Here is a 25,993-nt window from a genome sequence, read left to right on the forward strand (position 1 = left end):
GGGATGGGGAAGCGTGAATCGCCCGGGACGACAGAGGGCCGTCGCGGAGGCGTGCTGCGCCCGCACGCTAGCGCGAGGGCATTGGTCCAGACAATAGAAAAGTAAGGAAAGGTTCCAGTCGATCTCCGGGCCGCAGCTGCCCGTACGGTTCCTCGTCCGGTCCGCGGGGCGTCAGCCGCGCCAGCGGTAGCACAACTCCGGGCGCCCGACCTGCCCGTACTGCGGCTTGCGGCCTGCGCGGCCGTCCTCGACCAGGTGCTCCAGATAGCGCCGTGCCGTGATCCTGTTGACGCCGAGCGCTTCCGCTGCGGCACTCGCCGAGAGCCCCGCGTCGCCCGCTTCACGCAGCGCCCGCGTCACCGCCTCCAGCGTGGCTTCGCTCAACCCCTTCGGCAGCGCGGCGGATCCGGGCGCGGAGCGCAGCCCCGACAGCGCCCTGTCCACCTCGGCCTGGCTGCTCGCCTCACCGTCCGAGGTCGCCGTGGTGCTGCGGAACTCCGCGTAGCGGCAGAGCCGTTCGCGCAGCGTCGGAAAGGTGAAGGGCTTCAGCACGTGCTGCACGACGCCCAGGGAGACGCCCTCCCTGATGACGGTCAGATCGCGTGCCGAGGTCACCGCGAACACGTCGGTCGTGCGTCCGGCGGCGCGCAGCGACCGCAGCAGCGCCAGGCCGTGACCGTCCGGGAGGTACAGGTCGAGCAGGATCAGGTCGACAGGAGTCCGCTCCAGCACGCGCAGCGCCTCGGCCCGCGAATGCGCGACGCCGGCGACGGCGAAACCGGGGACGCGGGAGACGTAGAGCGCATGCGCGTCCGCGGTCACCGGATCGTCCTCGACGACCAGGACCTGGACGGGCGGGGCCGCCTCCCCCGTCCCGCTCACTGCTCGTCCCGCGGAAGAGGAAGCCGCACCGCGAACTCCGCGCCGCCCTGCGCCGTCGTCCCCACATCCACCGTGCCGCCGTGACGTCGCACCGCCTGCCGCACGAGAGCCAGACCGAGGCCGCGTGGGGCCCGGCCGCCGGCGCCGTTGCCGTTCTTCCGTTCGTCCTCCCCGACGGAGGGCCCTGAACCGCCGTCCGTGCGCGGCACTTCCGCGCCCTTGGTGGACCAGCCGCGTTCGAAGACCGACTCGATGTCGTCCGGCGCGATGCCGGGTCCGCTGTCGGCGACCTTCAGCAGCAGCGCCGTGCTGCCCTTCTCGTCGCGCTCTCCGCGCACGCTGACACCTACGCGGGACGTGCCCTGCCCCGCGGCGGAACCGGCGGCCGCGTCGACCGCGTTGTCGATCAGATTCCCCAGCACGGTGATCACATCGCGGTGCGGGAGGCTGGCAGGCAGCAGACCGTCGTCGATGTGGCTGTCGGGACTCAGCGACAGTTCGACGCCGCGTTCGTTCGCCTGCGCCGCCTTGCCGAGCAGCAGCGCTGCCAGCACCGGTTCGGCGACGGCCGCGACCACCTCGTCCGTGAGGGCCTGTGCCAGCTCCAGCTCTTCGGTGGCGAACTCCACGGCCTCGTCCGTGCGCCCCAGCTCGATCAGGGAGATGACGGTGTGCAGCCGGTTCGCGGACTCGTGCGCCTGCGACCGCAGAGCCTCCGCGAAGCCGCGCACCGAGTCCAACTCGCCCGCGAGCGACTGCAGTTCGGTGTGATCCCGCAACGTCACGACCGTGCCCCTCTGCTCACCGCCGTCCACCGGCGAGGTGTTGACGAGGACCACGCGGTCCTCGGTGAGATGCACCTCGTCCACGCGGGGCTCGGAGGCGAGCAGCGCGCCGGTCAGCGCTCTGGGCAGGCCGAGCTCCGCCACGCTGCGCCCCAGCACCTCGGGCTCGTCGCCGCCGTCTTCGCGTTCACCCACGCCGTTCCGTACGCCCCGCAGCCCCAGCAGCTCCCGCGCACCGTCGTTGACGAGGGCGACCCGCTTCTGTCCGTCCAGCATCAGCAGTCCCTCGCGCACCGCGTGCAGCGTCGCCTGGTGGTAGTCGTGCATGCGGCTCAGCTCCGCCGCGTTCATGCCGTGCGTGTGGCGCCTCAGCCGCGCGTTGATCACATACGTGCCGATCCCGCCGAGCGCGAGCGCGCCCGCCGCCACTCCGAGGAGCAGTGTGACCTGACGGCGCAGCTGCTCCGTGATCGTGTCCACGGCTATGCCCGCGCTGACCAGCCCGACCACACGGCCGTCGTCCCAGATCGGCGTCACCACGCGCACCGACGGTCCGAGCGTCCCGGTGTAGGTCTCGCTGAAGCTGCGCCCCTTCACTGCCTGGTCGATGTGCCCGACGAAGCGGCCTCCGATCCGCTCGGGATTCGGGTGGGTCCAGCGGATGCCCTCGGTGTTCATGATGGTCACGAAGGTGACACCGGTGTCGCGGCGGACCTTTTCCGCGTACGGTTGCAGCTCCTCGCTCGGGCGGGGGGTGCGGATCGCCTCCCGTACGGACGGGGAGCGGGCGATCGCGCCGGCCGTCGCGGACGAGCGGTGGCGTGCCGACTCCTCCGCCTGCATACGGTCCGTGACGTATCCGAAGACCGCGCACCCCGCCACCACGACCGCCACCAGCACGACCTGCATCGCGAAGAGCTGGCCGGCCAGGCTGCGGGGAGGCCGAGGTGTACGGGGAGTGCGCATGCGGCCAGTCTGCCTCGTGGGAATTCGGTGCACGTAATGCACGTAAGCGTGACGGGCGTCACGCGGCGATGCATAGTCACCGGGACCCGGACATGGGCCCGCAGTCCGGCCCCCGGGTCCGAGCCAGAGCAGTGACGACGCAGAACGAGGAGCCCGACGTGTCTCAGCAGACACCGCCGCCCACGCCGACGGCGCCGCCGGAGCGGACGAGGCGGGACCGCACGCATTACCTGTACCTGGCCGTGATCGGTGCCGTCGTGCTCGGCGTGACCTTCGGCCTCATCGCGCCCGACACGGCCAAGGAACTGAAGCCGCTCGGTGAGGGCTTCGTCGCCCTCATCACCATGATGATCTCGCCGGTCATCTTCGTGACCATCGTGCTGGGCGTCGGCTCGGTCCGTAAGGCCGCGAAGGTCGGAGCCGTGGGCGGTCTCGCGCTCGGCTACTTCCTGGCGATGTCCCTGGTCGCCCTCACGATCGGGCTGGTCGTCGGGAACCTCCTCGACCCGGGCAGCGGTCTGCATCTGACCGAGGAGGCACGCAGCGCCGGCGCCGCCGAGGCGGAGGGCGCAAGTGAGGGGACGGCCGAATTCCTCATCGGCATCATCCCCACCACGATGGTGTCGGCCTTCACCGAGGGCGAGGTCCTGCAGACGCTGCTGATCGCCCTGTTCGTGGGCTTCGCGCTGCAGGCGATGGGCTCGTCGGGCGAGCCGATCCTCCGCGGGATCGGACACATCCAGCGCCTGGTCTTCCGCGTACTGGCGATGGTGATGTGGGCGGCCCCGGTGGGTGCCTTCGGCGCCATGGCGGCGGTGGTCGGGGAGACCGGCCTCGACGCACTGAAATCTCTGGCGATCATCATGTTCGGCTTCTACGCCACGTGTGTCGTCTTCATTTTCGGGGTGCTGGGGCTGCTGCTGAAGGCGGTCACGGGGATCAACATCCTCGCGCTGTTCAAGTACCTGGCCCGTGAGTTCCTGCTGATCCTCTCCACCTCCTCCTCCGAGTCCGCGCTGCCGCGGCTCATCGCGAAGATGGAGCACCTGGGAGTCAGCAGGCCGGTCGTCGGCATCACCGTGCCGACCGGCTACTCCTTCAACCTCGACGGCACGATGATCTACCTGACGATGGCCTCGATCTTCGTCGCCGAGGCCATGGGCGACCCGCTCACGATCGGCCAGCAGATCTCCCTGCTGATCTTCATGTTCGTCGCGTCCAAGGGCGCCGCCGGAGTCACCGGCGCCGGACTGGCCACGCTCGCGGGCGGACTCCAGTCCCACAGGCCCGAACTGCTCGACGGCGTCGGGCTGATCGTCGGCATCGACCGCTTCATGAGCGAGGCCCGCGCCCTGACGAACTTCGCGGGCAACTCGGTGGCGACGGTCCTGGTCGGCACTTGGACCAAGGAGATCGACAGGACGCGGGTGCAGCAGGTCCTCTCCGGTGAGCTGCCGTTCGACGAGTCCTCGCTCCTGGACACCGGCACCACGGACGGCCGGGGTGGCGCGGCCGGGGACGCGGATGTGCCAGGGGCCCGCTCCGGCGAGTCCTCGGAGCCCGTCTCCACGACGAAGAGCGACAGCTGACACCGTCCGCTCCGCTCATCTGACACGAGCGAGGCCCGCCCGGTACGCCGTACCGGGCGGGCCTCGCTCGTGACGCAGGTGCCGTCCGTCCCTCGTCAGGCGGGACGGAACCAGAGCGTCGAGAGCGCGGGCAGCACCGGCGTGATCGACGCGGGATACCCGTGTGCCTGGTGCGCCTCGGACTTCAGTGTCCCCTGGTTGCCGGTGCCGCTGCCGCCGTAGCGCGCGTCGTCGGTGTTGAGGACCTCGTGCCAGCCGTCGCCGTCCGTGTCCGGCACACCCAGCCGGTACGAATCCACCGGCACGGACGAGAAGTTGCTCACCGCCAGCAGCGGATCCCGTCCCGCGTCGAATCGCAGGAACGCGAAGACGCTCTCACCGCCCAGGCCGGCCGCGCCGCTGGTTCCGTCCGCGACCCAGGAGAAGCCCGCCGGATCGGTGTCGAGCTGCCACAACGCGGGTGTGCTCGTGTAGCGGGAGTTGAGGTCGCGCACCAGGTCCCGGACGCCGCGGTGCCCGTCGTCCCCGGGTGCAGGGAAGTCGAGCAGCCGCCAGTCGGGGCCGCGTTCCTCGGACCATTCCGTGTCCTGTGCGAACTCCTGCCCCATGAAGAGCAGTTGCTTGCCGGGGTGCGCCCACATGAAGCCGAGGAACGCCCGGTGGTCCGCCCGCTGCTGCCGGGCGTCGCCGGGCATCTTCCTCACCAGCGAACCCTTGCCGTGCACGACCTCGTCGTGCGAGACGGGCAGGATGAAGTTCTCGGAGTAGGCGTAGCTCATGGCGCGTGCCAACTGACCGCCCCGGTACGTGCGTTCCCCGGGCTCCAGCCGCATGTACCCGAGCGAGTCGTGCATCCAGCCCATGTTCCACTTGAAGTCGAAGCCGAGGCCGCCGAAGCCGGCCTCGCCCACCTGGTCCGTCGGGCGCGTCACCCCGTCCCAGGTCGTGGACTCCTCGGCCGCCGTGATCACGCCCGGGCAGCGTCGGTGGAGGGTGGCGTTCATCTCCTGCAACAGGGCGACCGCGTCCGGATTCTCCCGCCCGCCGCGGGAGTTGGGCGTCCACTCGCCCGGCCCGCGCGAGTAGTCGAGGTAGAGCATGGAGGCGACGGCGTCCACGCGGAGGCCGTCGATGTGGAACTCCTCGCACCAGTGGACCGCGCTGCCGACGAGGAAGGCGCGCACCTCGCGCCGCCCGAAGTCGAACTCCAGCGTCCCCCAGTCGGGGTGCTCGGCCCGCGAGGGGTCCGGGTGCTCGTACAGCGAGGAGCCGTCGAAGCGCGCGAGCCCCCACTCGTCCTTGGGGAAGTGCGCGGGCACCCAGTCCATGAGCACCCCGATCCCCGCACGGTGCAGCGAGTCGACCAGGTACTTGAAGTCGTCCGGGCTCCCCAGACGCGAGGTCGGCGCGTAGAAGCCCGTGACCTGGTAGCCCCATGAGCCGCCGAACGGATGCTCCGCGCACGGCATCAACTCGACGTGCGTGAAGCCCAGATCCTTCACGTACGCGGGGAGCAGCACGGCGAGCTCGCGGTAGGTCAGGCCCGGGTGCCAGGACGGCAGATGGACCTCGTAGACGGACAGGGGCGCCGCGTGCGGACGACCCGCGCCGCGGCGGTCGAGCCAGTCCCCGTCGCTCCATCTGAATGACGAGGTGTGGACGACCGATGCGGTGGCCGGCGGCACCTCGGTGGCACGGGCCATCGGATCGGAGTGCAACTCGCTGGAACCGTCGTCCCGTACGACGTCGAACTTGTACAGGGCACCTTCGCCGACGTGGGGAAGGAACAGCTCCCACACCCCTGATGGGCCGAGCGAACGCATCGGCGACGCCGTGGGGTCCCAGCGGTTGAAGTCCCCGGCGACGCGCACACCGCGCGCGTTCGGTGCCCACACGGTGAACCGTGTGCCCGCCACGCCGCCGTGCGTCATCGTGCGGGCGCCGAGCATCCTCCACAGCGCCTCATGTCTGCCTTCGGAGAACAGCCGGAGGTCCAACTCGCCCACGGCGGGCGGGAATCCGTACGGGTCGACGACGCGGGTCTCCTCCTCGCCGGGCCGCTCCCCGTACCGCACCAGCAGTTCGTACTGGGGGATACGGGTGCCGTCCGGGGCGGCGGAGTCACCGGGGCCGTCGGAGTCACCGGGAACCGTCACCTCACCGGCGAAGAACCCGTCGCCCTCGTCGAGCAGTTCGGCCCGGAGTTCGCCCTCGCCGTCCATGACGACGACCGTCACGGAGCGCGCGTACGGGCGGAGCGCACGGAAGCGGACCGCGCCGCCGGGGACGGTGCGAGGGCCAAGGTGGGTGTGCGGGTCGGGGTGGGCGCCCGCCAGCAGACGGGCCCGGTCCTCGACGGTCAGGGCCTTGGTCGCGGCGGCGCGGTGCGCTGCGGTGCCGGCGCCGGAACCGTCCCGCCGCGGGGGGCGTGCCGTCCCGGCCGGAGGCATCACGGAACGGTCCGGGTCCGCCGCTGCGGCCGGGGTGGCCTGGAGTCCTGCGGCCCGCAAGCCCGCGGCCTCGATCGCCGCTGTCCGAGGCGATTGCGCCGGCCGCCTCCGTTCCTTGCCACGCCGGGCCCGCTCCCGTGGAGGGAGCCCGGCGGGCGGGTTGGCGAGCGGGCCCGTCAGGGCGGCCAGCGACCAGCCCGAACGGGCGTCCCCGGCAGGCCCGTCGGCCCGGCCGGACAGGAAGGTGGCAGGCACGGGCGGCCGGACCTTCCCCGTGGGATCGGGCGGCAGCTGAGGGACGGTCACGGTCGGAACCTCCTGATTGCGTGGTCGGGGCCGGCATGCCGGGCCGCGGGAGCCCGGGCTTCCGCCTACCGGTGCACGGGCGCAGCCGCGAGGCGGCGGATCGCGGACATCGGTACGTGCAGCCAGGTCGGCCGGTGCCGGGCTTCGTAGAGCACTTCGTAGACCGTCTTGTCGGTCTCGTACGCGCGCAGCAGCGTGGCCTCCTCGCGCGGGTCCGTCCCGGCGGCCTCGGCGTAACCGGTGCAGAACGCGTCCCGGTTGGCGGCGGCCCACCGCTGGGCGAACCCGTCGTCACCGGGCCCGGCCGCGCCCGCCGCGGAACGCGGCTCCGCGGGCTGCCGCCGGCATGCCGCGTAGTCGAAGGAGCGCAGCATCCCCGCGATGTCGCGCACGACCGGCTGCGGCACGCGCCGCTCCGGAAGCGGCCGGGCCGGCTCTCCCTCGAAGTCGATGAGGGACCACCGGCCCCCGGGCCCCGACAGCACCTGTCCCAGATGCAGATCACCGTGCACGCGCTGAGCGGGGCAGGTGTGACCGTCGCGTCCCAGTTCCGCGAGCGCGCGGAACGCGTCACGCAGCCCTGGCCGGTAGGGGCGCAGCTCGGGAACCGCGCGCCCGGCGGCCTCCAGACGCCGCGTCATGTCCTCGGCCGTGCGCTCCAGGGCGTCACGGCCGAGGACGCATGCGGGGAGCGCCTCGGCGAGTCCGGTGTGCACCTCGGCTGTGGCGCGTCCCAGGCCATGGGCCTCGGAGGTGAAGTCGCGCCGCTCGGCGAGTGCGTCCAGGGCGAGCTGCCAGCCGTCGCGGCAGCCGGTCAGGAACGGTTGAAGCACGCCGAGCGTCAGCGGGGCAACTGCGGGGCCGCTTTCTTCGCCGGAAACTCCGCCGGGGGGCTGGGCCGTCGCCGTCCCGGTGATCTCCGAGGTGGCATCCGCCTCGAACCAGGCCGTGGGGGCGGGAACCCGCCGAGAGCCGTGCCGGGAAAGCGCGAGCGGCAGTTCGAGATCGGGATTGATCCCGGGTTCGACGCGGCGGAAGAGCTTGAGGATGTACCGATCGCCGTACACCACCGAGGAGTTGGACTGGTCCGCCGCCAGCGGCCGGGGCGTGAGTCCCCTCCGCACGGTGGTCTCCGGCTCGCGCCGGAAGCGCAGTGGTCCGACCCGCCCGGGGGCGCCGAGCCGTTCCAGCAGATGCCCAGCGAGCAGGGGGTCGTGGAGTGCCTCGTAGACGACGTGGCCGTGCAGGGGCCCGCCGTCGGGGCGGCCGATGAGGGCGGGGGAGAGTTCCGGCGGCAGGGGAGAGGCGGCGTCCCGTACTCCGAGCAGCAGTTGGTAGCAGTCGGCCGACTGCGCGTCCCCGCCGTGGTGCCGTGCCCGCAGCAGCAGATGGATCAGGCCGGGCGCCTCTCCCGGGCCGTCGCAGGGCAGCAGCCAGGTCGCGGTGAGAAGACCGAGACCGCCGATGGCGCGGTCCTTGCCGGCGAACCAGCGCTGCCGGGGCAGCCATTCGGTGAGCGGCCGGGCCAGGGAGCCGAGCAGTTCGCCGGCGGAGGGGACGGTGTCCGTCCGAAGGGCCGTGCGGGACAAGGAACTTTCCGACATGACGTCTGGCGTCCTTTCCCCGGGTACACGAAAAGCACGCAGATTGTGGCTGAATGTCATGATCCGTGTCTGGTTGTGCAGGCCGTGTCGGAGATCTTCACCCGCCGGCCGGGTGCGCCGCCCGCCCTCGGCATATGCGGAAGGCCCGGGCCGCCCGCCCCGGGCCTTCCCGTTCCGCTCCGGTGGATGCTCCGTCAGTTCTGCCTGCGCAGGCGGAACCAGTAGAAGCCGTGGCCGCCCAGCGTCAGCAGATAGGGCAGTTCGCCGATCGGCGGGAAGCGCACACCGCCGATGAGTTCCTCCGGTACGCGCCCGTTGAAGAACTGCAGGTCCAGTTCGGTCGGCTGGGGGAAGCGGGAGAAGTTGTTCACGCACATCACAAGGTCGTCGCCGCCGTCCGGCAGCCGCACCTCGCGCAGGAACGCCAGCACGGCCGGGTTGGACGAGGACAGTTCGGTGTACGTGCCCAGCCCGAAGGCCGGATTCTGCTTGCGGATCTCCACCATCCGCCGCGTCCAGTGCAGGAGGGAGCTCGGCGAAGTCATCGCCGCCTCGACATTGGTGACCTGGTAGCCGTGGACCGGGTCCATGATCGTGGGGAGGAAGAGCCGCCCCGGGTCGCAGGAGGAGAAGCCCGCGTTGCGGTCCGGCGTCCACTGCATGGGCGTGCGTACGGCGTCCCTGTCCCCGAGCCAGATGTTGTCGCCCATGCCGATCTCGTCGCCGTAGTAGAGGATCGGCGAACCGGGCAGCGACAGGAGCAGGGCGGTGAACAGCTCGATCTGGTCGCGGTCGTTGTCCAGCAGCGTGGCGAGGCGGCGGCGGATGCCGATGTTGGCGCGCATGCGCGGGTCCTTGGCGTACTCCGCGTACATGTAGTCGCGCTCCTCGTCGGTGACCATCTCCAGCGTCAGCTCGTCGTGGTTGCGCAGGAAGATCCCCCACTGGCAGCCGGAGGGGATCTGCGGGGTCTTGGCGAGGACCTCCGAGACGGGGTAGCGCGATTCGCGGCGCACCGCCATGAAGATGCGCGGCATGACCGGGAAGTGGAAGGCCATGTGGCACTCGTCGCCGCCCTTGTCGTAGTCGCCGAAGTAGTCGACGACGTCCTCGGGCCACTGGTTGGCCTCGGCGAGCAGCACGGTGTCGGGGTAGTGGGTGTCGATCTCGGCGCGCACGCGCTTCAGGAAGCCGTGCGAGCGGGGCAGGTTTTCGCAGTTGGTGCCCTCCTCGGCGTACAGGTAGGGCACGGCGTCCAGCCGGAAGCCGTCCACGCCCAGGTCCAGCCAGAAGCGCAGCGCGGAGATCATCTCCTCCTGCACGGCCGGGTTCTCGTAGTTCAGGTCCGGCTGGTGGGAGAAGAAGCGGTGGAAGAAGTACTGCTTGCGTACGGGGTCGAACGTCCAGTTGGACGCCTCGGTGTCGACGAAGATGATCCGCGCGTCGGCGTAGCGGGTGTCCTCGTCGTCCCAGACGTAGTAGTCGCCGTAGGGCCCGTCGGGGTCGTGCCGGGACTCCTGGAACCACGGGTGCTGGTCACTGGTGTGGTTCATGACCATGTCGATGATGACGCGCATGCCGCGCTGGTGCGCCGAGTCGGTGAACTCCACGAAGTCCGCCAGGTCCCCGAACTCCGGCAGCACGGACGTGTAGTCGGAGACGTCGTAACCCCCGTCACGCAGCGGCGATTTGAAGAACGGCGGCAGCCACAGGCAGTCGACGCCCAGCCACTGGAGATAGTCGAGCTTCGCGGTGAGCCCCTTGAGGTCTCCGATGCCGTCGCCGTTGCTGTCGTGGAAGGAGCGGACCAGCACTTCGTAGAAGACGGCCCGCTTGAACCACTCCGGGTCGCGGTCCTGGGCGGGCGTGTCCTCGAAGGTGTCATGCACAGGTAGGTTCACGGTCGTCATGGGTGAGTGCCCTTCGGATCGGTGGGGTCGGGCTCGGGCCGCAGCGTGAAAATGTGCGCTGCCGCGGGGGAGTCGCCTCCCGGGGCCAGGCGCACGTAGTTGTTCCTGCTCCACTCGTACGTCCTCCCGGTGAGCTCGTCGCGCACCGGGAAGGTCTCCCTCCCGTCGGCCTGTGCCTCGGTGAGTCCGAAACGGCGCAGGTCGTCTCCCTCCAGCGTCACCGTCGCCTCCTGCGTGCGTGCCGGGTCGAGACTGACCACGACGATGACGGCGTCGGTGTCCTGTTGACCGCCCTGCCCCTGCCCCGTCCAGTGCTTGGAGAAGGCGATGACCTGCTCGTTGTCGCAGTGGTGGAAGGTCAGCGAGCGCATTCCGCGCAGAGCGGGACGGTCGCGCCGCAGCCGGTTGAGCTGCCCGATCAGCGGCGTGATCGTCTGCCCGGACTCCTCGGCGGCGGCCCAGTCGCGCGGACGCAGTTGGTACTTCTCCGAGTCCAGGTACTCCTCGCTGCCGGGCCGCACCGCCTCCGACTCGCACAGTTCGTAGCCCGCGTACATGCCCCACGAAGGGGAGAGCGTCGCCGCGAGCACGGCCCTCGTCTCGAAGACGGGGCGGCCGCCCTCCTGGAGGCTCGCGTGGAGGATGTCGGGGGTGTTCACGAAGAAGTTCGGACGCATGTACGCGGCGGACTCGCCCGACAGCTCCGTCAGATACTCCGTCAGCTCCTGCTTGGTGTTGCGCCAGGTGAAGTACGTGTAGGACTGCTGGAAGCCCGCCCTGGCGAGGGCGTGCATCATCGCGGGACGCGTGAACGCCTCGGCGAGGAAGACGACATCGGGATCGCAGCGGTTGATGTCGCCGATGACCTTCTCCCAGAAGCCCACCGGCTTGGTGTGCGGGTTGTCGACGCGGAAGATGCGCACGCCCCGCCCCATCCACAGCCGGAGCAGGCGCAAGGTCTCGCGGACGAGCGACGCGTAGGCATCCGGGTCCGTGTCGAAGGCGAGCGGGACGATGTCCTGGTACTTCTTCGGCGGGTTCTCCGCGTGCGCGATGGTGCCGTCAGGGCGGTGCCGGAACCACTCGGGATGCTCCTTGATCCACGGATGGTCCGGCGAGCACTGCAGGGCGAAGTCCAGCGCGACCTCCAGGCCCAGGGACCGGGCACGTTCCACGAAGTACTCGAAGTCCTCCACGGTGCCCAGGTCGGGGTGCAGCGCGTCGTGGCCGCCGGCCGCCGAACCCACGGCCCAGGGCGAGCCCACGTCGTGAGGTCCGGCGGAGAGCGCGTTGTTGGGGCCCTTGCGGAAGTCGTCGCCGATGGGATGCACCGGTGGCAGGTAGATGACGTCGAAGCCCATGGCCGCCACCGCATCGAGCCGTTCCGCCGCGGTGCGGAACGTGCCGGAGACGGGAGGTTCGCCTTCCTCCTGCGGGAGCCGCGCGCCCTCGGAGCGTGGGAAGAACTCGTACCACGATCCGAACTGGGCGCGCTCGCGCTCGACTTGGAGGGGAAGCGGACGTGTCGCGGTGACCAGTTCGCGCAGCGGATACCGCTCCAGGATGCCCGTCACCTGCGGCGTCAGCGCTGCCGACAGGCGTGCGGCGACGCCGCGGCTCCGGCTGCGCAACGCGTCGGCCACGGCCGCGACGCAGTCCCTGCCCTCACTTCTGGGCACGTCGGCGGCGGCCCGCTCGTGCAGCACCGCGCCTTCCTCCAGCACGGCTTCGGTGTCGATGCCCGCGGGGATCTTCAGCTTCGCCTGGCGTCTCCAGGTGGTGAGGGGGTCGCCCCATGCCTCGATCGCGTAGGTCCATCTCCCCTCGCTGTCGGGGGTGATGTCGGCGGCCCAGCGGTCGGTTCCGGGGGCGAGTTCGCGCATCGGGGTCCAGGGCCCGCGGCGGCCGGTGGCGTCACGGAGCACGACGTTGGCGCCGAGCGCGTCGTGCCCTTCGCGGAAGATGGTGGCCGAGACCTGGAACGTCTCGCCCGGTACGGCCTTGGCGGGGTGGCGCCCGCAGTCGACGAGGGGCCGGACGTCGAGGACGGGAATGCGACCGATCATTGCTTCACCTTGGTGCGGGATGGAACAGGCGGACGGTTTGTGATCTTCTGCCTGTTCTATCTGCTTCACCTGGTGGCCCGGTGCCCCGTGCTTGGCGGCAGCGCGCGTTCACCCGCCCGGCCCTCCGCACCCGGTCCGTGCCCCGTACGGGCCCGGCGCGGGCCGCCTCCCGGCCCTCGCTCCGGGCGACCTCCGGGGGCGCGGCAGGTAAGCGGACCCGCGGACGGGCCTGCGTCCGCTCCCAAGAATGCGCGCCACGTGGGGGGTTGGCCACGGCGGGCGGGCCGTCCGCCCGACGCGGCGGGGCGACCCCCTTCAATCCCCGTGCAGATGGACGGGGAAGGACCGCAGGTCGTTCTGGGTCAGCACCGGCTGGTTGACGATCTCCTCGACCGGCACGGCGAACCGGATGCCGGGGAAGCGGTCGAAGAGCGCCGGCAGGGCGATGCCCGCCTCCAGTCGCGACAGCGCCGCACCCGGGCAGATGTGCGGTCCGTGACCGAAGGTCATGTGGCGGTTGGGCGACGGCCTGGCGATGTCGAACCGGTCGGCGTCGGGCCCGTGTTGCTCCGGGTCCCAGCCGATCGCACGGTAGGAGATGACGACGCCCTCGCCCTCCTGGATGACGCCTTCGCCGACATTGATGTCCTCCGTCGCGAAGCGCATCAGCAGGTGCGTGGTCGGCGTGTCCCAGCGCAGTGTCTCCTCGACGACGGCGTCCCAGCCGACATCGCCGTCGAGCACCATGCGCAGCTGCTCCGGGTGGGTGAGCAGCGCCCGTACGGCGTTCAGGATGAGACCGATGGTCGTCTCGTGCCCCGCGGCGACCATCGCCTTCAGGTTGCCGACGACCTCTTCCTCGGTGAGTGGCTCTCCGCCCTCGTCCGCGAGGATCAGCGCGCTGGTGAGGTCGTCCCGGGGGTCGGCGGTACGGGCCCTGACCATGTCGGTGAAGATGACGTCGAGTTCGTCGATGACCGCGAGCCGCTCGTCCTGCGGCGTCAGCATCGAGAAGAACGCCTTGTAGAGGACGTGCAGCCGGGGGTGGAGCGCCGGGTCCACGCCCATGAGCTCGCTGATGACCGACATCGGCAGCGGAAGGGCGAAGACCGACTTCAGATCGACCGCGCCCTCCTTGCCCTGCACCTCCAGGTCGTCCAGCAGCCGGTGGGTGATGCCCTCGATCACCGGGCGCAGGTTCTCCAGACGGCGCGGAGTGACGGCCTGCGCCGTCTTCGTACGCAGCCGGCGGTGCTCGGCGCCGTCGACGGTGAACATCGAGCGTCCCGCGTCGATCATGCCGATCAGCGGCCACTCGTGCGTGACCTCTCCCGTGCGCCACAGCGTCCACTGGTTGATGTCCTTCACCAGCCGCTGGTCCGTCAGAAGCCGCCTGGCCTCGGCGTGAGTGGTGATGGACCAGGCCGGCACCCCGAGCAGCTCGATGCGGGTGAGGGTGCCGGCGTCGCGCAGACGACGGGTCTCCCCGTCCAGATCGCGCACCATCGGGTCGATGACGACGGGGCACCCGACCTGCCCGGCGGACGATGAGGGGGACGCGGGAGCAGTCATGGCTTGCCTTCGATGGGGGGTGTGGGGGCGAAGCGGACGGGCAGCGCCGTCATCCCGCGCAGGAACGCGGAGGGCCGCCGCGCCAGGGCGCCGGCCGGCACGGCCAGGTCGATCTCGGGCAGCCGGTCGAGGAGCACCTCGATCCCGACGCGGGCGATCGTCTCCGCGATCTCCTGCGCCTGGAAGGGGCACTGGAACTCGCCGTGGCTGAAGGCGAAATGAGCGCTGTTGCCTCCGCGCAGCGCCGTGTCGGCGCCCGCCGCGTCGACGTGGACCTTCGGGTCCGCGTTGGCCCCGGCGAGCCCGAGCAGCAGCATGTCGCCGGTGCGTATTCGCTGACCGCCGAGCCAGGTGTCCCACGCCGCCCACCGCCCGGCGAGGATCTGCGTGGGGGTGTCCTCCCACAGCACCTCGTTCATCGCCTCGGGGATGCTGCGCCGGTTCCCGGTGAGCGAGGCGGAGAAGCGGTCGTCGGTGAGCATCAGGCGTATGGAGTTGCCGATCCAGTCGGCGGTGGGCAGATGGCCCGCAGCCGTGATGGCCATCAGGTCCAGCGCGTACTCCTCGTCCGTGAAGTACTCGGGGTAAGCGAGCATCCACGACGTCAGGTCGGCGCCCGCGGCCGCTTGCTTTTCCGCCACCAGCTCGTGGATCTTGGCGCCGAAGTACTGGAATCCCTCGAGGGCGTCCGCGCCGCCGTCCGCCAGGGCGCTCATCGCCTTGATGAGGCCCGGGCCGTCCGAGTCGGGGAAGCCCAGCAGCCTGGCCAGCACGAGGATGGGCAGCGGCTTGGCGTACTCGGCGATGATGTCCGCCTCGCCGCGCGCGCAGAACCCGTCGAGCAGCTGATCCGCCAACTCCTCGCAGTGCGTCCGCAGTTCGAGAGCGCTGATGTTCTGCATGGCCGTCTGCACCATCTCCAGGTGGCGCTGGTGCTCCGCGCCGACCGTGTAGTAGATGGACGGCTGCCGCTGGCCGATCATGGGCCGCAGGGGCCAGTCCTCCGGCAGCGTCTCCCACTGGTTCCACAGCCCGGAGTCGCGCGGGAAGAGCTTGGCGTCAGTGGTGACCTGGTACATCTCCTGATAGCCGATGACCAGCCACGCCGGGACGTCGCCGGGCAGCAGCACCGGCACGACGGGGCCGTGCTCGGCCCGCATCTCGCGGTAGTGGCCGGACGGGTCGGTGTGGAAGCGGGGGCCGCTGAGCGGCACCGCCTTGTCCGAGGCGTGCGCCGGGCACTCGGGCGGCGGGGCCGGCATCCCGTATCCGTAATCCCCCTGGTGGGCGTGTTGATACGCCGTCACGATGCAAAACCTTCCGTGTGATGGATCGCGACCGATTGCGTGGACGAGGACTGGACTGCGCGACCCGAACAGGAACACGGATCCAGTGGCGCAGGCGGTACCGGGAGCTGGTCAGGAACCCACCGCTGTGCTGCGCGTCACACTTCACCCCGACGGGGAGCGAGCGTGCCCTGGGCCGCTGCGCGCGGCCCGCACCGTTGCTCTCCGCTCACCTCCGTGCTCTCTGCCCGTGACGTCCGCGTCCTGTGTGGAGAGGTCCAGGTGGGACGTGCAGAAGTTGTGCCCCCTGTACTGAGGCCACGAAGCTTAGGAGGAGAGGCGGAGCCGGGTCGAGAGGGTGGAGCAGCGCATTCCGGGCCGGGCCTGTGACGAGCGGAATTGCCCGGACGATGTGACGGATGTGACGGAGACCGAGCCGAATCGGCCCCTCCGGACGTGCGTTGACGGCATCTCACCCGGCGCGGCTCCGAGGCTGTGCGGCGTGCCTCCCGCCTGGTGGGCGCGCTGCGTCAGGGTGGACATCCCGCGTGAAATGGATCATTGCCGTGATGGGTGTGTATGCCCCGTTACGGTCGAGGGGTGAAGGCCATTCGTCGTTTCTCCGTTCATCCCGTTCTCCCCGAACCCCTCCGCCCCCTCAGCGAACTCGCGCACAATCTGCGTTGGTCCTGGCATCCCCCGACCCGCCGTTTCTTCAGCGAACTGGACCCGGAAGCCTGGCGGCTCGCGGGGGGCGACCCGCTGCGCATGCTCTGTTCTCTGACGCCCTCCAGGCTCGCGCGGCTCTCCTCCGACGGAGCCTTCCTGCGGAGGCTCGCCGTCGCCGCCGGTGATCTGCACGACGCCCTGAACGAGCCGCGCTGGTACCAGCAGGAGGCCACCTCCGGTGATCTTCCGCGGGCCGTCGCCTACTTCTCGCCGGAGTTCGGAATCACCGGCGGGCTTCCGCAGTACTCCGGCGGCCTCGGCATCCTCGCGGGCGACCATCTCAAGGCCGCGGGCGATCTGGGGGTGCCGCTGATCGGCGTGGGACTCCTGTACCGCCAGGGCTACTTCCGGCAGAGCCTCTCCCACGACGGCCGTCAGCTGGAGCACTATCCGGCGCTCGACCCGGCGGAGCTGCCGCTGCGGTTGCTGCGCGAGGAGGACGGCCTCCCGGTACGCATCGAGCTGCGGCTGCCCGGCGGCCGGTCGCTGCGCGCACACGTGTGGCAGGCCCGGGTGGGACGCGTGCCGCTGCTGCTGCTCGACTCCATGGTCGGGGCGAACGCACCGTCCGAACGCGAGGTCACCGACCGGCTCTACGGCGGCGGGGGCGAGCACCGGCTGCTCCAGGAGATGCTGCTCGGCATCGGCGGCGTGCGTGCCGTGCGCGCCTACTGCCGGCGCACGGGTCACCCGGCACCCGAGGTCTTCCACACCAACGAGGGCCACGCCGGTTTCCTCGGTCTGGAGCGCATGCGCGAACTGGGGGAGCAGGGACTGGAGTTCGACGCGGCCCTGGAGTCCGTACGGGCGGGCAACCTCTTCACCACGCACACACCCGTCCCCGCCGGGATCGACCGCTTCGAGGCCGGCCTGGTCGCGGCCCACTTCGGCGAGGACGGCGAACTGGACGGCATCGCCGCGGACGACGTGCTGCGGCTGGGCGCGGAGAGCTATCCCGGCGGTGACCCCGGGCTGTTCAACATGGCGGTGATGGGCCTGCGTCTGGCCCAGCGCGCGAACGGCGTGAGCACCCTGCACGGCGAGGTCAGCCGCACCATGTTCGCCGGGCTGTGGCCGGGGTTCGACCCGGCCGAGGTGCCCATCACCTCGGTCACCAACGGCGTGCACGCGCCCACCTGGCGTTCGCCCGAGGTGCCCGCCGACGCCGCATCGTTGCCGGACGGCGAGCTGTGGGCGCTGCGCCGCCGGCTGCGCGAACAGCTCGTGCACGACGTACGGGCACGGCTGCGTGCGTCATGGCGTGAGCGCGGTGCCGCCGACGCCGAACTCGGCTGGACGGACGGGGTGTTCGACCCTGACGTGCTGACGATCGGCTTCGCGCGGCGAGTGCCGTCGTACAAGCGGCTCACCCTCATGCTGCACGATCGCGAGCGGCTCACCAGGCTGCTGCTGGACCCCGAACGCCCCGTGCAGATCGTGGTGGCGGGCAAGGCGCACCCGGCGGACGACGGGGGCAAGGAGCTGATCCAGGAGCTGGTGCGCTTCGCCGACGATCCGCGGGTGCGTCACCGCATCGTCTTCCTCCCCGACTACGGGATGGAGATGGCCCAGGCGCTCTACCCCGGCTGCGACGTATGGCTCAACAACCCGCTGAAGCCCCTCGAGGCGTGCGGCACCAGCGGGATGAAGGCCGCACTCAATGGCTGTCTCAACCTCTCGGTGCGGGACGGCTGGTGGGAGGAGTGGTTCGACACGGACTTCGGCTGGGCCGTGCCGAGCGCGGACGGTGAGGCAGCCGCCGACGAGAACCGCCGGGACGGCATCGAGGCCGCAGCGCTCTACGGGCTCATCGAGGAGCACGTCGCGCCCTGCTTCTACGACCGGGGCGGCAGCGGCGGCTCAGGGCCCGCGGGTGAGGCCGTACCGGCCCGCTGGATCGAGATGGTGCGCAGGACCCTCGCGCGGCTCGGCCCGAAGGTGCAGGCGGAGCGGATGGTGCGCGAGTACGTCCAGCGGCTCTACGCACCGGCTGCCCGCGCCCAGCGGGAGCTGGCTCCGGAGCCCGCACGCGAACTGGCCGCCTGGAAGGCGCGGGTGCGGGAGCAGTGGCCGTCCGTCGCCGTCGGCCCTGTCGAGCACGAGCGGCACGACGGGCACGAGCCCGCGGCACGCGAGCACGGACCGGACGACGGCCTGACCCTGGGCAGCTGCCTGACGCTGCGCGCCCGGGTCGCCCTCGGCACGCTGTCCCCCGAGGACGTCGAGGTGCAGGCCGTGGCCGGACGTCTCGACGGTACGGACAGCATCACGGGCGGTGACGCGGTGAACGCGCCGCTCAAACCCGTCACTTCGGCGAGCGGCGGCCCCGACTTGCAGGGGCGGTGGACGTACGAGGGGACGGTCACGCCCGGCAGCGCGGGCCCCTTCGGCTACACGGTTCGGGTGCTGCCCGCGCATCCGCTGCTGGCCTCGGAAGCCGAACTGGGCCTGGCGGCCGCACCGCAGGACGGCGACGCCTGAACACGACGACGGGGCGGGTGCAGTGTGCCGTTCAGCGCACTGCACCCGCCCCGCAGGTGTGCCAGGGGCCCTCAGGCCCGGCTCTGCAGCCGGGCCCTACGGGCTAGCCCGTCATGGTCACTTGACCGCGACGGCCGTCCAGGCTGCCTCGACCGCCTTGGTCTCGGCGCTGTCGGCACCGAAGAGGTCGTTGGAGGCCTTGACCGTGGCCTCACGGGCCGCCTTGTAGTCCGTGTTGGCGGTCATGTTCTCCGTGAGGGCCTTGAACCAGATCTCCTGGGCCTTGGTGATGCCGATGCCCTCGATCTTGGAGCCGTCGGAGGTCGGGGAGTCGTACTCGACACCGTTCTTCTCGGACTTGCCGCTGCCCATGGACATCAGGAAGAACCAGTGGTTCGCGATGCCGGACGAGTAGTGCACGTCGACGTCGCCGGCCTTGTCGCTCCACTCGTCGAGGGAGTTGCCGTCCTTGCTCGGCTTGTCCATGTAACGCAGCGGAGTGCCGTCGCCATTGATGTCGATCTCCTCGCCGACGTGGAAGTCGGCGACGTCTTCCTTGTTCTCCGGCGCGTGGAACTCGGTGGCCGCGGCGAAGATGTCCGAGGTGGCCTCGTTCAGACCGCCGGACTCACCCGCGTACTCCAGACCCGCGGTCGTGGAGGTCACGCCGTGCGACATCTCGTGCGCCGCGACGTCGAGCGAGGTGAGCGGGGCCTTGTTGCCCTCACCGTCGCCGTAGGTCATGCAGAAGCAGCTGTCGTCCCAGAAGGCGTTGACGTAGTTGTCGCCGTAGTGGACGCGGCTGGGCGCACCCTTGCCGTCACCGGCGATGCCTTCGCGCTTGAAGACGTCCTTGTAGAAGTCCCACGTCTGCTGGGCGCCGTAGTGGGCGTCGACGGCAGCGGTCTGGGCGTCTTCAGGCTTGCCGGTGCCCCACTTGTTGTCCTCGTCGGTGAAGTCCTTGCCGTCACCGCTCTCGCCGTTCTCGAGGTTCGTGGTCTTGCTGCCGCCACGGCTCTCGTCGCTCAGCGTGAACTTGCCGTCGGAGCCGCCGGTGGTGAGCTTGACCTCACCGCTGTACATGCTGGCGCCGGTGCCGTCCGCTTCCTGGATGGCCTGGTACTCGGAGAGCTTCTTGCCGCTCTTGGCGTCGGTGATGACGTGCAGCTGGCTCGGCGCGCCGGACTTCTGGGTGCCGCCCTTGACGGTCTCCCAGGCCACGACGGGCTTGCCGTGCATCGCGTAGACGACCTTTCGCGGCGCCTTGCTGCCCTCAGCCTTCGGCGTGGCGGGCTTGTCGGCGGAGCTGATCCCCTTCGTCGAGACGGCGGAGATGTCGGCCTTCGTGCCCTTGGTGACGCCGGTCTGCTTGCCCGACTTGGACTTGTGCACGACCAGGTCGCCGCCGAGGACGGGCATACCGTCGAGCGTCCGCTCGTAACGGACGTGGGTCGCGCCGTCCTGGTTCTTGATGACGTCCTTGACCTGGAGCTTCTCGCCGGAGCCGAGGCCCAGGGACTTCGCGTCCGCAGCCTTGGCCGCGGTGGAGTCCGCCTTCTTGATGAGCTGGGTCTTCTGGACCGCCGTCAGGCTGGCGGCCTTGGCGCCCGTCTTCATGGTGGAAGCGTCGTCCGCGGGGCCGGCCGTCGCCGTGCCGGCCGTGATGCCCGCCACGATGAGCGCGGCGCTGGCTGCAAGAGCGGATATCCGCTGCTTCTTGCTGAGGGTTCTCACTCGGTGGCTCCTTCTGCCGTGGGGGCCGGGCGGCTGCGATCTGCGGCTGCCCGGGCAGAACCTTGGAACTGGAATGCGAAGAGTCGTGCACTGTGCGAAAACACGACCGCCGGTCACACTACTGTCGAGTACGTGCAGATGTCACCGCTTCCAGCAGACAGCGTTCACAGGTTGACCAGACTTTGTTCGTTGTTGACCATCGATTCACCGGATAACGGACGCTGATACAGGTGTGGTTGGGCTTCACCGCTGGTCACGGTGGGGTGCGGGTGTCTAGACCAGGCTGTCGCGCCACGCACTGTGAAGACCCGCGAATCTTCCCTCGCCGGCGATCAGTTGGGCCGGAGTGCCGTCCTCCACCAGTCGGCCGTCCTCCATCACGAGCACCCGGTCCGCGATCTCGACCGTCGAGAGCCGGTGGGCGATGACCACCGCCGTACGTCCCCGAAGCACCGTCATCATCGCCTGCTGCACGGCCCGTTCGCCCGGAATGTCCAGAGATGAGGTCGCCTCGTCCAGGATCAGCACGGCCGGATCCGCGAGCAGGGCGCGCGCGAAGGCCACGAGTTGCCGCTGCCCCGCCGAGATCCGGCCACCCCGCTTGCGTACGTCCGTGTCGTAGCCCTCAGGGAGCTCGGTGATGAAGTCGTGCGCACCCAGGGCCTTCGCAGCGTTCTCTATCTCCGCACGCGTCGCGTCCGGCCGGCCGATGGCGATGTTCTCAGCGACCGTGCCGGAGAAGAGAAACGCCTCCTGCGTGACCATCACGACGCTGCGCCGCAGTTCGGCGCCCTCCACGTCGCGCAGGTCCACGCCGTCGAGCAGCACCCGGCCGCGCGTGGGGTCGTAGAAGCGGGCCAGCAGCTTCACGAGCGTCGACTTGCCCGCCCCGGTGGCACCCACCAGCGCCACCGTCCGTCCGGAGTGCAGCGTCAGTCCGAAGGGCGGCAGCACCTCGCCGCCCGTGCGGTAGCCGAACGAGACGGAGTCGAAGACGACTTCGCGTCCGGCACGGCCCTCATCGCGCGGCGGAAGTGCGCGCGGCGAGCCCGGCTCCGGCACCGACGGGCGCTGGGCGAGGAGACCGGCGATCTTCTCCAGCGAAGCCGCCGCGGACTGGTAGGAGTTGAGGAACATTCCGAGGTGGTCGATCGGCTCGTACAGCCTGCGCAGATAGAGCGCGGCGGCGGCCAGCACGCCGAGCGCGAGATCCCCGGCCGCCACGCGGTAGGCGCCCCACAGCACGATCGCCGCGACGGCGGTGTTCGCGGTGAGCCGCGAGGTGACGACGTAACGCGCCATCTCCAGCAGGGAGTCGCCGTTCATCTTCAGATGACGTCCGTTGAGCCGCGCGAACTCCTCGTCGTTCGCGCGCTCGCGGCGGAAGGTCTGCACTGCCCGGATTCCGCCGACGGTCTCGGTGAACTTCACGATCACCGCCGCCATCGCCGTGGAGCGGCCGCGGTAGACGCGTGCGGAGCGCTGCCGGAAGTTCTGCACCAGCAGTGCCAGCGGGACGAAGCTGCCCAGCGCCGCGGCTCCGAGACCGGGATCCAGCCAGAGGAGCGTCAGGACGATGTAGACGACGGAGACGATCACGGCCAGCAGTTCCTGCAGCCCTTCGTCGAGCAGTTCGCGCAGCGAGCCGACGTCCGTCGTGGAGCGGGAGATGAGACGGCCGGAGGTATAGCGGTCGTGGAAGTCGACGTCGAGTGCCTGTGCGTGCCGGTAGATCCGCCCGCGTAGCTCCAGCAGCACGCGCTGGTTGATGCGGGCGGCGGCGACGATAAACGCGTACTGGAGCCCGCCGGAGGCGAGCGCACAGAACAGGTAGGCGAGGCCGACGGCGACGAGCAGCCCCTGTCCACCGCTCTCACCGCCCTCGCCTCGCAGCGCCGGGACAGCGTGGTCGATCGCGAAGGCCACGAGGAGCGGGCCCGCCTGCACCGCGGCCTGCTGGAGGAGCAGCAGCAGGGCCGCGGCGGCGACGCGCGGCTTGTGCGGGCGCAGCAGCGAGCCGAGCAGCGTGCGTGCGGCGTGCGGCGGCGCGGGCAGGACGTCCCGGTCGAACGGGTCGGCAGCGGGCGGCTGTTCGGGCCCGGGCTCCTCCGCGGCGCCGGGCGGAGTGGCGCCTGCGGTCTCGGCGGTGCTGGTCAACTCCGCTCCCCCTCACGCTCGTTGCTCTGGCCCGACATCAGACGGCGGTACTCCGCACTGCTCCGGAGCAGTGCGTGATGCGTGCCGACGGCGGCGATTCGTCCGCCCGACAGCAGTGCCACGCGGTCCGCCAGCAGCACCGTCGAGGGCCGGTGTGCGACGACGAGTGCGGTGGTCGAGACCAGCACCTCGCGCAGGGCGGCCTCGACGGCCGCCTCCGTGTGCACATCCAGGGCGGAGAGCGGATCGTCCAGTACGAGGAAGGAAGGGCGGCCGACCACGGCTCGCGCCAGGGCGAGACGTTGCCGCTGCCCGCCGGACAGGCTCAGGCCCTGTTCGCCGACCTGGGTTCCGGAACCGTGCGGCAGGGCCCCGACGAAGCCGTCCGCCTGCGCGACGCGCAGCGCACGGTCCAGCCCGGCCCGCTCGTCCGCACGGTCCTCGCGCGCGGCGTGTTCCGGCTCCGACGGCGAGGCGCCCTGCTTCAGAAGGCCGCGTTCGGGTGCGCGAACGCGGGGAGCACCGTCCGGGGTGGCTTCGGCGCCGGATGGCGACCGCGGCAGGGGCATCGCGGCGTGGGCCGGGTCGTCCGCGCCCATCAGTACGTTCTCCGCGACGGTCGCGGAGAAGAGCGTCGGCTCCTCGAAGGCCACGGCGACCCGTGAGCGCAGTTCGGCGCGGCGAAGCGTGCCGATGTCCTCGCCGTCCAGGGTGATGTGACCGGCCGTCACCTCGTGCAGACGTGGCACGAGTGCCGTCAGGGTCGTCTTGCCGCTTCCCGTCGCGCCGACGAGGGCCATCGTCTCGCCGGGTCGTACGTGCAGATCGACCCCGTCCAGTACGGGCGGTGCACCTTCGGGCGCATCGGGGTAGCGGAAGACGACGCCGCTGAAACGCAGTCCGCCCGCCCGCGTCGGGCCGTCCGGTGGGCCCGGCTCGGGGGCGGTCTTCCTGAGGAGGTCCGCCGGCTGCGGTTCGTCGAGGACTTCGAAGAACCGGTCGGTCGCGGTCGCCGACTCGTTGCTCAGCGCGAGCAGGAACCCGGTCGACTCCACGGGCCACCGCAGTGCCAGCGCCGTGGACAGGAACGCCACGAGCGTGCCGGCCGAGAGCTCGCCCTGGGCCACTTCGAGCGTGCCGAGCACCAGTGCCGCCCCGATGGCGAGCTCCGGCAGCAGCATGATCACCGCCCAGATGCGAGCCAGCAGCCGCGCCTTCTCCAACTCCGTGCCGAGCAGCCGTTCCGAGAGTGCGCGGAACGCGCGGGCCTGGCTGCGGTGTCGCCCGAAGCCCTTGATGACACGGATCCCGAGGACCGCCTCCTCGACGAGCGTCGTCAGGTCCCCGATCTGGTCCTGCGCCGTGCGCGCGGCGCGCGAGTAGCGGTACTCGAACACCGCGCACATCCAGACGAGCGGCAGGAAGGGGCCGAGGACCACGAGGCCCAGCGTCCACCGCTGCGAGAGCAGGATGACGCAACCGACCATCACCGTCACCGCGTTGACGAGCAGGAACGTCACGCCAAAAGAGAGGAACCTGCGCAGCAGTTCGAGGTCGGTCGTCGCACGCGAGAGCAACTGCCCGCTGGGCCAGCGGTCGTGGAACGAGACCGGCAGACGCTGCAGATGCCCGTAGATGTCGGCTCGCATGGCCGCCTCGACCCCCGCCAGCGGACGGGCACTCAGCCACCGCCGCAGCGCGAACAGTCCGGCCTCGAGGACCCCGATCCCCAGCAGCAGTGCGCCGCCCGTCCACACGCCAGCGGTGTCACGTTCGGCCACCGGCCCGTCGACGATCCACTTCAGCACGAGTGGGATCACCAGACCGGTGCACGAGGCGAGGACGGCGACAAAGGCGGCGCCGAACATCCGCGCCCGCACCGGCCGTACGTACGGCCACAGCCGGAGCAGTGACCGCACCGCCGAACGGCTGCGTACGGGCGTCGCCTCTCCGTCCGCCCTGCCGGCCGTCGTTCCGGCGCCGTTGCCGTTCGTGGTGCCGGTCGTCCCGCTGGTCGTCCCCGTCCCGGTCGTCACCGGCCTGAGACTACGGCCGGATGGTTGCACCCTTCATCTGCTTTTTTCCCGCCGAGTCGGTGCTCGCACGTCGGTGGTCCGCCCGCGATGCTTCCTCTACGGGACAACTCGGACACCGTGCGTGACCGACTCGTATCCCCTCCGGCAGCGGGTCGTTGGTCTCCGTACGGATGAGCTTCACGGGGAGTGCGGAATTGGATCGGGCGGGGCGGACGGAACACTCGGGCTGGAAGGGTCTGCTGATGAGGAACAACGTGCTGAAGTGCTCACTGGCGGTGCTGTGCGTGATGGGCGCGCTGCTGGCGGGCTGCGGTGCGTTGGTCGAACCGCAGACTCCCGCGCAGTTGATCGAGGTGACGCCTCGGGACGGCGCCAGGAATGTGACGGCCGGCAGCCCGCTGCGGGTGACGGCGACGGAGGGCCGGCTGGAGAAGGTGAGGGTCACCCGCAGGAGCCGGGGCGCGGGGCAGGAGGTCCCCGGCAGCATCTCGCCCGACGGGCGCACCTGGCGGCCCGCCGGGTCCGCACGTGAACTTGAACTCGGCAGCAAGTACCGGGTCGATGTCTCCTCACTGGACGACGAGGGGCGGCGGGCAGCGCGGCACACCACCTTCACCACGAAGGCCCAGCCGCGGCGCTTCATCGGCTTCTTCACACCCGAGCACCGGCAGACGGTGGGCACCGGGATGATCCTCTCGATCAGGTTCAACCGCCCGATCACCGACCGCGAGGCCGTCGAGCGCGGCATCCGCGTGTCCGCGAGCCCGCAGGTGAAGGTGGCGCCGCACTGGTTCGGCGGTACCCGTCTGGACTTCCGGCCCGAGGAGCACTGGAGGCCGGGCACGCGCGTCACTCTGGATCTGCGGCTGCGCGGTGTGCGCGGCGCTCCGGACGTGTACGGGGTGCAGAGCAAGCGCGTCCACTTCACGGTCGGCCGGGACCAGCACAGCGTGGTGGACGCCCGCAGTCACATGATGACGGTCCGGCAGAACGGCGAGATCGTCAGGCATGTGCCCGTCACGACGGGGTCGGTGAAGAACCCCACGTACACGGGGGACATGGTCGTCAGCGAGAAGTTCGAGGTGACTCGCATGAACGCGCGGACCGTCGGCTTCGGCGGCGAGTACGACATCGACGACGTGCCGCACGCGATGCGCCTGACGGAGAGCGGCACCTTCCTGCACGGCAACTACTGGGCGCCCAAGCGGACGTTCGGCAGGGAGAACGTCAGCCACGGATGCATCGGGCTGTGGGACAAGAAGGGTGGCGACCCGCTCAGCCCGGCCGGCACGTTCTTCCGCAACTCACTGATCGGGGACGTGATCACCGTGAGGAACTCCGGAGAGCGCATGGTCGCGCCGGACAACGGCCTCAGCGGATGGAACATGCCCTGGTCCGAGTGGACGGCCGGATCGGCCCTGACCTGAGGTCCCGTGGCGG

General features: G+C 70.5%; 14 protein-coding genes. 3 read left to right on the forward strand and 11 right to left on the reverse strand.

All coding sequences use genetic code 11. The features are described 5' to 3' along the window. Window positions 1-171: 171 nt before the first annotated feature. The gene (locus tag I004_RS0109300; protein ID WP_028435253.1) at window positions 172-882 is read right to left on the reverse strand and encodes a response regulator; all 711 of its coding nucleotides are present in this window, start codon (window positions 880-882) and stop codon (window positions 172-174) included. After that, on the reverse strand, window positions 879-2,633 hold the full coding sequence (locus I004_RS33115; protein ID WP_037975615.1) for a sensor histidine kinase: 1,755 nt from the start codon (window positions 2,631-2,633) through the stop codon (window positions 879-881). The genes I004_RS0109300 and I004_RS33115 overlap by 4 nt, the downstream gene beginning before the upstream one ends. Before the next feature lie 158 nt (window positions 2,634-2,791). Between I004_RS33115 and I004_RS33120 the strand changes: the two genes are divergently transcribed. After that, window positions 2,792-4,222, forward strand: coding sequence for a cation:dicarboxylate symporter family transporter (locus I004_RS33120; protein WP_051344910.1), 1,431 nt, complete (start codon window positions 2,792-2,794; stop codon window positions 4,220-4,222). A 95-nt stretch (window positions 4,223-4,317) separates the two neighbouring features. On the opposite strand, the gene glgB is transcribed toward I004_RS33120, so the two are convergent. The 6 genes from glgB to I004_RS0109340 form a co-directional block, all read right to left on the reverse strand. Next, window positions 4,318-6,672 (reverse strand): 1,4-alpha-glucan branching protein GlgB, encoded by a 2,355-nt coding sequence (gene glgB, locus I004_RS0109315; protein ID WP_078510994.1) that lies wholly within the window; start codon window positions 6,670-6,672, stop codon window positions 4,318-4,320. A gap of 371 nt (window positions 6,673-7,043) precedes the next feature. After that, entirely contained in the window at window positions 7,044-8,582 is a 1,539-nt protein-coding gene (locus I004_RS0109320) for a maltokinase N-terminal cap-like domain-containing protein (protein WP_028435255.1), read from the reverse strand. A 194-nt stretch (window positions 8,583-8,776) separates the two neighbouring features. Further along, entirely contained in the window at window positions 8,777-10,492 is a 1,716-nt protein-coding gene (gene treS, locus I004_RS0109325) for a maltose alpha-D-glucosyltransferase (protein WP_028435256.1), read from the reverse strand. Then, on the reverse strand, window positions 10,489-12,558 hold the full coding sequence (locus I004_RS0109330) for an alpha-1,4-glucan--maltose-1-phosphate maltosyltransferase (RefSeq protein ID WP_028435257.1): 2,070 nt from the start codon (window positions 12,556-12,558) through the stop codon (window positions 10,489-10,491). Before I004_RS0109330 ends, treS begins: the two co-directional genes overlap by 4 nt. A gap of 315 nt (window positions 12,559-12,873) precedes the next feature. After that, window positions 12,874-14,130 carry a cytochrome P450 gene (locus I004_RS0109335; protein WP_028435258.1) on the reverse strand — a complete coding sequence of 419 codons (1,257 nt, stop codon included), beginning with the start codon at window positions 14,128-14,130 and terminating at the stop codon, window positions 12,874-12,876. After that, entirely contained in the window at window positions 14,127-15,392 is a 1,266-nt protein-coding gene (locus I004_RS0109340; protein WP_028435259.1) for a cytochrome P450, read from the reverse strand. Before I004_RS0109340 ends, I004_RS0109335 begins: the two co-directional genes overlap by 4 nt. Before the next feature lie 624 nt (window positions 15,393-16,016). Here I004_RS0109340 and glgP point away from each other — a divergent pair. Then, entirely contained in the window at window positions 16,017-18,626 is a 2,610-nt protein-coding gene (gene glgP / locus I004_RS0109345; protein WP_028435260.1) for an alpha-glucan family phosphorylase, read from the forward strand. A gap of 117 nt (window positions 18,627-18,743) precedes the next feature. On the opposite strand, the gene I004_RS0109350 is transcribed toward glgP, so the two are convergent. The 3 genes from I004_RS0109350 to I004_RS0109360 form a co-directional block, all read right to left on the reverse strand. After that, window positions 18,744-20,360, reverse strand: coding sequence for a M4 family metallopeptidase (locus tag I004_RS0109350; RefSeq protein WP_028435261.1), 1,617 nt, complete (start codon window positions 20,358-20,360; stop codon window positions 18,744-18,746). 273 nt (window positions 20,361-20,633) lie between these two features. Further along, window positions 20,634-22,517, reverse strand: a complete 1,884-nt coding sequence (locus tag I004_RS0109355) for an ABC transporter ATP-binding protein (RefSeq protein ID WP_028435262.1) — start codon at window positions 22,515-22,517, stop codon at window positions 20,634-20,636. Next, window positions 22,514-24,385: an ABC transporter ATP-binding protein gene (locus I004_RS0109360; RefSeq protein WP_078510995.1), complete on the reverse strand. Its 1,872-nt coding sequence runs from the start codon at window positions 24,383-24,385 to the stop codon at window positions 22,514-22,516. Before I004_RS0109360 ends, I004_RS0109355 begins: the two co-directional genes overlap by 4 nt. A gap of 410 nt (window positions 24,386-24,795) precedes the next feature. Between I004_RS0109360 and I004_RS0109365 the strand changes: the two genes are divergently transcribed. Next, entirely contained in the window at window positions 24,796-25,980 is a 1,185-nt protein-coding gene (locus I004_RS0109365; protein WP_051344911.1) for an Ig-like domain-containing protein, read from the forward strand. Window positions 25,981-25,993 lie beyond the last annotated feature (13 nt).

It is taken from the genome of Streptomyces sp. TAA486, from assembly GCF_000426165.1.

Excerpts from the sequence above, each read along its gene's own strand:
- glgB (WP_078510994.1), bottom strand. The coding sequence starts at position 6,672 with ATGCCTCCGGCCGGGACGGCACGCCCCCCGCGGCGGGACGGTTCCGGC.
- I004_RS0109330 (WP_028435257.1), bottom strand. The coding sequence starts at position 12,558 with ATGATCGGTCGCATTCCCGTCCTCGACGTCCGGCCCCTCGTCGACTGC.
- I004_RS0109320 (WP_028435255.1), bottom strand. The coding sequence starts at position 8,582 with ATGTCGGAAAGTTCCTTGTCCCGCACGGCCCTTCGGACGGACACCGTC.
- I004_RS0109360 (WP_078510995.1), bottom strand. The coding sequence starts at position 24,385 with ATGTTCGGCGCCGCCTTTGTCGCCGTCCTCGCCTCGTGCACCGGTCTG.
- I004_RS0109335 (WP_028435258.1), bottom strand. The coding sequence starts at position 14,130 with ATGACTGCTCCCGCGTCCCCCTCATCGTCCGCCGGGCAGGTCGGGTGC.
- I004_RS0109340 (WP_028435259.1), bottom strand. The coding sequence starts at position 15,392 with ATGCCGGCCCCGCCGCCCGAGTGCCCGGCGCACGCCTCGGACAAGGCG.
- I004_RS0109365 (WP_051344911.1), top strand. The coding sequence starts at position 24,796 with ATGAGGAACAACGTGCTGAAGTGCTCACTGGCGGTGCTGTGCGTGATG.
- I004_RS33115 (WP_037975615.1), bottom strand. The coding sequence starts at position 2,633 with ATGCGCACTCCCCGTACACCTCGGCCTCCCCGCAGCCTGGCCGGCCAG.
- treS (WP_028435256.1), bottom strand. The coding sequence starts at position 10,492 with ATGACGACCGTGAACCTACCTGTGCATGACACCTTCGAGGACACGCCC.